This window comes from Actinomycetota bacterium, from assembly GCA_019347575.1.
Lineage (GTDB): Bacteria > Actinomycetota > Nitriliruptoria > Nitriliruptorales > Nitriliruptoraceae > JAHWKY01.
In genome coordinates this window covers 1-2,800 of sequence record JAHWKY010000105.1, presented here as the reverse complement: position 1 = coordinate 2,800, position 2,800 = coordinate 1, and the positions used below count along the sequence as shown (strand labels likewise).

At 71.6% G+C, this 2,800-nt stretch carries 2 protein-coding genes; both read left to right on the top strand.

Annotated features, from left to right (window positions below; genetic code table 11):
- Positions 1-278: multicopper oxidase domain-containing protein (locus KY469_22780; protein MBW3665916.1), on the top strand; the 278-nt coding region annotated here is incomplete at its 5' end.
- A gap of 323 nt (positions 279-601) precedes the next feature.
- The gene (locus tag KY469_22775) at positions 602-2,581 is read left to right on the top strand and encodes a cell wall-binding repeat-containing protein (protein ID MBW3665915.1); all 1,980 of its coding nucleotides are present in this window, start codon (positions 602-604) and stop codon (positions 2,579-2,581) included.
- Positions 2,582-2,800 lie beyond the last annotated feature (219 nt).

The following is a 2,800-nucleotide window of genomic DNA, read 5'->3' as shown; positions in this document are numbered from 1 at the left end:
TCGGCAACGGCGACTGGATGATCCACTGCCACGTCCAACGCCACTCCGACCTGGGCATGTTCACCTTCCTGCACGTGGTCGAACCCGGCACCTTCCCCCTCCCACCCGCCGGCTCCATCGACACCCTTGAACAGGCGGCCGTCGGGACAGCACTGGCCCAGAACGGCACCCGCTTCCGCGGCGCATCGCAGCTCCCCCCGGTCGGATCGGGCCAACCCGACCTGGGCTACTACTGCTCCCTACCCCTATCCGCCTGGGACCAAGCCCGCCACACCTGAGCCTCGCCCAGGTCGGAGGGGGGACGCTCGTCGGAGGCCACGAACCCATCGACGCCCCTGCACGTCGTGTGGGCGTGCACCGCGCGATGAACATCATGACCGGCGGTCGGGGCGGCGTGGACCTGCCCCAGCCCGACATCGAGGATGTCTACAGCCACCTCGCCGCCCACTACGAGGAGTTCGGCGAGACGCCCCCTGAGCTCAGCTGACCCGACACCGATCGTCAGCAACCGGCGCATACCGCGGGCGTTGACGCTACGGTCGGTCCGCGAGGGGCCGGAGCGGAACCGACGCTCGACGGGGAGCGGCAGAGGGGATTGGTCATGGTTCACCACGCGCGTTCCGGTCAGTCGGCTCGTCAGCGACCGATCACGTACGCGCTCGGGGCGCTCCTCGGGATGGCGCTGCTGCTCGGCCTCGCACCGCCCGCCTCCGATGCTGCTCCGCCGCGTTCGTCGTTCCCCGGGGTGACGGGCACCGTGGTCGACTGGTCCGGCGACGGCCTCGTCCGCTCCGAGCGCTACCGCGGCTCGACACGCTTCGATACGGCGAGTCTGATCGCACGGGAAGGCTTCGACCCCTCCGACGCGGTGCTCATCGCACGCGGTGATGCGTTCCCCGATTCCCTCGCCGGCAACTACCTCGCCGGTCAGCTCGGGGCGCCGGTGCTGCTCACGCACACGACCTTCGTCCCCGACGAGACACGAGCGGCGATCGAGGACCTCGGGGCGAGCCACGCGTTCATCCTCGGCGGACCCGAGGCCGTGAGCGAGGCGGTCGCGGACCAGCTGCGCGCACTCGGCCTCAACGTCGGTCGTATCACCGGCGCCCACCGCTACGCCACCGCGGCGGCCATCGCCACCGGACCCGGGACCACGGTCGGGTTCCTCAACGGCCGCCGCACCGCCATCGTGGCGAGCGGCGAGAACTTCCCGGATGCGCTCGTCGCCGGAGCGGTGGCGTTCTCGGCCGAGTTCCCCCTGCTGTTGACCCGCTCCGGATCCCTGCACCCGGATACGGCGGAGGCGCTCGAGTCGCGAGCGATCACCCAGGTCATCATCCCGGGGGGGCCGGTGGCCGTCTCCGAGACGGTGGCGGCGCAGCTGCGAGCTCGCGGCATCACCGTGATCCGCGTGTCGGGGGAGGACCGGGTCGAGACCGCCGTGGCCATCGCGCGCTTCGCACGTGACCAGCTCGGGTGGGGCACAGAGGTGCTGAACTTCGCGGTCGGTGCCAACTTCCCCGACGCGCTGAGCCTCGGAGCACGTGCCGGCCTCCTCCGCTCCCCCGTCCTCCTCACCTGGGACCCGGAGACGCTCGACAGCCGCGCGGCCGCACTCGCACCGTTCCTCGAGTCGCTCGGCTGCGAGGTCGAGCTGGTCCGGGTCGCCGGTGGCCCGGCCGCGGTGCGCGTCGCGGCGGAGTTCCAGTTGCGGCGCCTCGCGACGGAGGACGGCGCCTGCGACCTCACCCTCGATCCGTCCGAGGCGACCAACCCGGCCGCGACGGATCACTCGGTGACCGCGACGGTCGCTGGGCACGCCGTCGACCGTCTCCCGGACGTGCCGGTGAGGTTCGAGGTCTACCGGTCCACCGACGGGGGGGACGACTTCGGTGCCGTCCCGGTCGTGACCGACACCGTAACGACCGACGACGACGGGGAAGCAACCCTCGACTACGACGGGCCCGCGACAGCCGCCGTCGACCGGATCGTCGCCTGCGTCGATGACACCGCCGACGGTTGCGCGACCGTCACCGCGGGGAACGTGGTGACCGACCCCGATGACGTCGCCGACACCGCGGACGCGACGTGGGAGGCCGGCGCCCCCGACACGCTCGTGCTCGAGCCCGAGTCCGCCACGAACACGGTCGGTGAGGACCACACCGTGACCGCGACCCTGACCGACAGCTCCGGCAACCCGGTGTCGGGGGCGGATGTGAGGTTCGAGGTCACCGGCGCCGGCGATCCCACGCCAGCCTCTGGCACCGACACCACCGACGCCAACGGCACCGCCACCTTCACCTTCACCAACCAGCAGTCCGGCACCAACACCATCACCGCCTGCACCGACGACGACGGGACCGAGCCCGACACGTGCGCCGCCGCGACCGGACCCGGCGTGTCGTGGCCGCGGGCGCAGTGGCGCTGCTGCTGGTGGTGGCAACCCTGGTCGTGTTCGTCCAGTCCCGGCCGGCCTCCGGACCTGTCATCGGAGATGGCGCGCAGCAGCCGTCGGAGAACCCGTCAGAACCCGGACCGCCCGAGGAGGACACTCCCCGGGCGATCACCTCCCCGGTCGTGATTGCCGAGGGCGTGTTCGAGGGAAGCGACCGGAGTTGGCGCATGTCCGCGTGGCTGACCGAGGACGACGGGGTGTGCCTGGAGTTGAAGGGCACGGCGTGCGGCGCGCCAGCGACCGAGGACAGCCCGCTCGGGGTCGTTGGCAACAGCACCACCAGCGCCCCAGAGAGCAGCGGCTGCGAGTACGGGACCGTCAACGACCAGGTGGCCACCGTCGAGA

Coding starts and splice junctions, on each gene's coding strand:
- KY469_22775 (MBW3665915.1), top strand. CDS start 602: ATGGTTCACCACGCGCGTTCCGGTCAGTCGGCTCGTCAGCGACCGATC.